Origin of the sequence: Ruminococcus sp. (assembly GCF_019417665.1) — a bacterium.
Lineage (GTDB): Bacteria > Bacillota > Clostridia > Oscillospirales > Ruminococcaceae > Ruminococcus_C.
This window is the reverse complement of the sequence record NZ_DXUU01000118.1, coordinates 1-2,600: the sequence shown is the minus strand read 5'-3', so window position 1 is coordinate 2,600 and position 2,600 is coordinate 1. Positions and strand designations below refer to the sequence as shown.

4 protein-coding genes are annotated in these 2,600 nt (G+C 44.7%); all 4 read left to right on the top strand.

What is annotated here, in order from left to right:
- A partial coding sequence (locus QZ375_RS14095; RefSeq protein WP_295220011.1) for an ATP-binding protein occupies positions 1 to 1,334 on the top strand: 1,334 nt, incomplete at its 5' end.
- A gap of 171 nt (positions 1,335 to 1,505) precedes the next feature.
- Positions 1,506 to 1,745 carry a DUF3791 domain-containing protein gene (locus QZ375_RS14090; RefSeq protein ID WP_295220009.1) on the top strand — a complete coding sequence of 80 codons (240 nt, stop codon included), beginning with the start codon at positions 1,506 to 1,508 and terminating at the stop codon, positions 1,743 to 1,745.
- Complete coding sequence (locus QZ375_RS14085) at positions 1,742 to 2,212, top strand: DUF3990 domain-containing protein (RefSeq protein ID WP_295220008.1); 471 nt, start codon at positions 1,742 to 1,744, stop codon at positions 2,210 to 2,212. The genes QZ375_RS14090 and QZ375_RS14085 overlap by 4 nt, the downstream gene beginning before the upstream one ends.
- Entirely contained in the window at positions 2,209 to 2,454 is a 246-nt protein-coding gene (locus tag QZ375_RS14080; protein WP_295220006.1) for a DUF3791 domain-containing protein, read from the top strand. Before QZ375_RS14085 ends, QZ375_RS14080 begins: the two co-directional genes overlap by 4 nt.
- Positions 2,455 to 2,600 lie beyond the last annotated feature (146 nt).

The following is a 2,600-nucleotide window of genomic DNA, read 5'->3' as shown; positions in this document are numbered from 1 at the left end:
TGGAACGATTTATCTTAAAAAAATTGCTGGCTTGGAAGAATTCTCCCTACCGCAAGCCTTTAATCCTGAAGGGCGTACGTCAGGTGGGCAAGACTTGGATTCTGAAAGAGTTCGGCAGGCGCTATTATGAAAATACAGCTTACTTTAACTTCGACGAAAATGAAGAATATAAGCAATTTTTTGAAACAACCAAGGATGTGGACCGGATTCTACAAAACCTTATGCTGGCAAGCGGTCAAAAAATCGTGCCTGAAAAAACCCTTATCATTTTTGATGAGGTGCAGGATTGCCCTAAGGTCATTAACTCTATGAAGTATTTTTGTGAGAATGCACCGCAGTATCACGTTGCCTGCGCTGGTTCTCTGCTTGGTATTGCTCTGGCGAAACCTTCCTCTTTTCCGGTGGGTAAGGTCAACTTTATGCAGATTGACCCGATGACCTTTAGTGAATTCCTGCTTGCCAACGGTGACGAAAATCTGGCACAGTACCTGGAACAGGTGGACACTCTTGAACCCATCCCTGATGCCTTCTTTAATCCGCTGTATGAGAAGCTGAAAATGTACTATGTCACCGGTGGTATGCCGGAGTCGGTATTGATGTGGACGGAAGCACGGGATGTTTCTGCCATGCAGGAAGCATTGTCCGGAATCATCGGAGCCTATGAGCGTGATTTTGCAAAACATCCTAATCTCAGCGAGTTCCCGAAAATCTCAATGATCTGGAAATCCATTCCTTCTCAACTGGCAAAAGAGAACAAGAAGTTCATCTATAAAGTGATCAAGGAAGGAGCACGAGCCCGTGAGTACGAGGATGCCTTGCAATGGCTGGTAGATGCCCGTTTGGTGCATAAAGTTTATCGCAGCCAAGCTCCCGGTCTGCCGATTGCAGCTTACGATGACCTGTCTGCTTTCAAGATTTATCTGGTGGATGTGGGACTGCTCCGCCGCCTGGCACAGCTTTCTCCCACTGCCTTTGGCGAAGGTAACCGCCTTTTTACTGAATTCAAAGGCGCATTAACCGAAAACTTTGTGCTGCAGACTTTAATTACTCAGTTTGAAGTCATGCCCCGTTACTGGAGCCAGAACAACCCGCCTTACGAAGTGGATTTCCTCATTCAGCGGGAGAACGACATCTTCCCCGTGGAGGTCAAATCCGAAACCAACACAACCAGCAAGAGTATGAAGAAGTTCAAGGAACTGTTCCCTGACAAGGTCAGGCTCCGCATCCGTTTCTCATTGGACAATCTGAAGCTGGACGATGATGTGCTGAATATCCCACTGTTCATGGCAGGTCAGACGGATCGATTGATTGGGTTGGCATTGCCGGCCAGATGATCTCTATTATCTGGACGATGGTGAGAAGAAGAATCATGCAATTTTCCGGGATATTTTGGCGGAAAAGCCTATTCTTCCTACTGCAAATGCCGTGCTTGATGGAAAATATGATAAAGTCAATGCTGACAATGAAGTAAAAACACCAAATTATCATAAAAGGAGGGCTTGCGTATGATAGAGGATGAAAAAATCAAAAATTCCAGTGAACTGGAGTTTGCTGTATTTTGCATTGAAAATGTAGCGGCAAAGCTTGGCGTGGATGCAGAACGTGTTTATCAGGCATTTACCGAACAAAGCGATATTTTGAATGGTTACATTGTGCCGGAGTATGAAGTGCTGCATACCCAGAGCCGGGAATATATCGTTGATGACCTTCTTGACGTGATGAAAGAAAGGGGTGTGGAAGTATGATTCTCTATCATGGTTCTTTCTTGGAAATTGCAAAGCCGGATTTGGTTCATTCCCGCCCCAATGTAGACTTCGGGCGTGGCTTCTATGTCACGCCGCTGTATGAACAGGCGGCGAAGTGGTGTGGTAAGTTCAAACACCGTGGGAAAGATGGTATTATCTCCCGGTATGAATACGATGAAAGTCGGGAAGCTGAACTGAAAACGCTGAAATTCGATTCTTATTCCGAAGAGTGGCTGGATTTTATTCTGAACTGCCGCAGCGGAAAAGATTCGACGGATTATGACTTTGTTGCGGGTGGTGTTGCCAACGATAAGGTGTTTAATACCGTGGAGCTGTTCTTTGACGGACTGATTGATAAAACGGAAGCTATCAACCGCCTGCGCTATGAAAAGCCGAACCTGCAAATATGTTTCCGCACAGAGAAAGCACTGTCTCTGTTGCATTTTGAAGGGAGTGAAACACTATGACAGCAAATCCGATTTTGCTTCAGAAAAAATATAGCCGTGTTATCGAATGTTTTGCTAAACAGCAGGGACTTTCACTGGATGCGGCATTGGATTTCTTTTATCATTCCCAGGTCTATCAGCTGATCCGTGATGGTGTTTCTGATATGCACTGCATGAGCGATGCGTATTTGGCAGAGGAATTGAAACAGGAATATGAGGAGAAAGTGCCTGAAAATACGGTAGTAAAAGAGAGAATAAAGTGAGACATAATATTTTTGATTCAATACCATTTTTCATGTAAATGTGCATGGCTCGTAGCGTTCACAAAATCTTCACAAAATAATTAGCACTCACCTCTTGATAATGGAAGTTGATTTTTGTCCTGTCTTGTGTATCCCGGAAGTGCCTG

What these genes read in the sequence shown, in the direction of transcription:
- QZ375_RS14085 (WP_295220008.1), top strand. Translation starts at nt 1,742, where the DNA reads ATGATTCTCTATCATGGTTCTTTCTTGGAAATTGCAAAGCCGGATTTG.
- QZ375_RS14080 (WP_295220006.1), top strand. Translation starts at nt 2,209, where the DNA reads ATGACAGCAAATCCGATTTTGCTTCAGAAAAAATATAGCCGTGTTATC.
- QZ375_RS14090 (WP_295220009.1), top strand. Translation starts at nt 1,506, where the DNA reads ATGATAGAGGATGAAAAAATCAAAAATTCCAGTGAACTGGAGTTTGCT.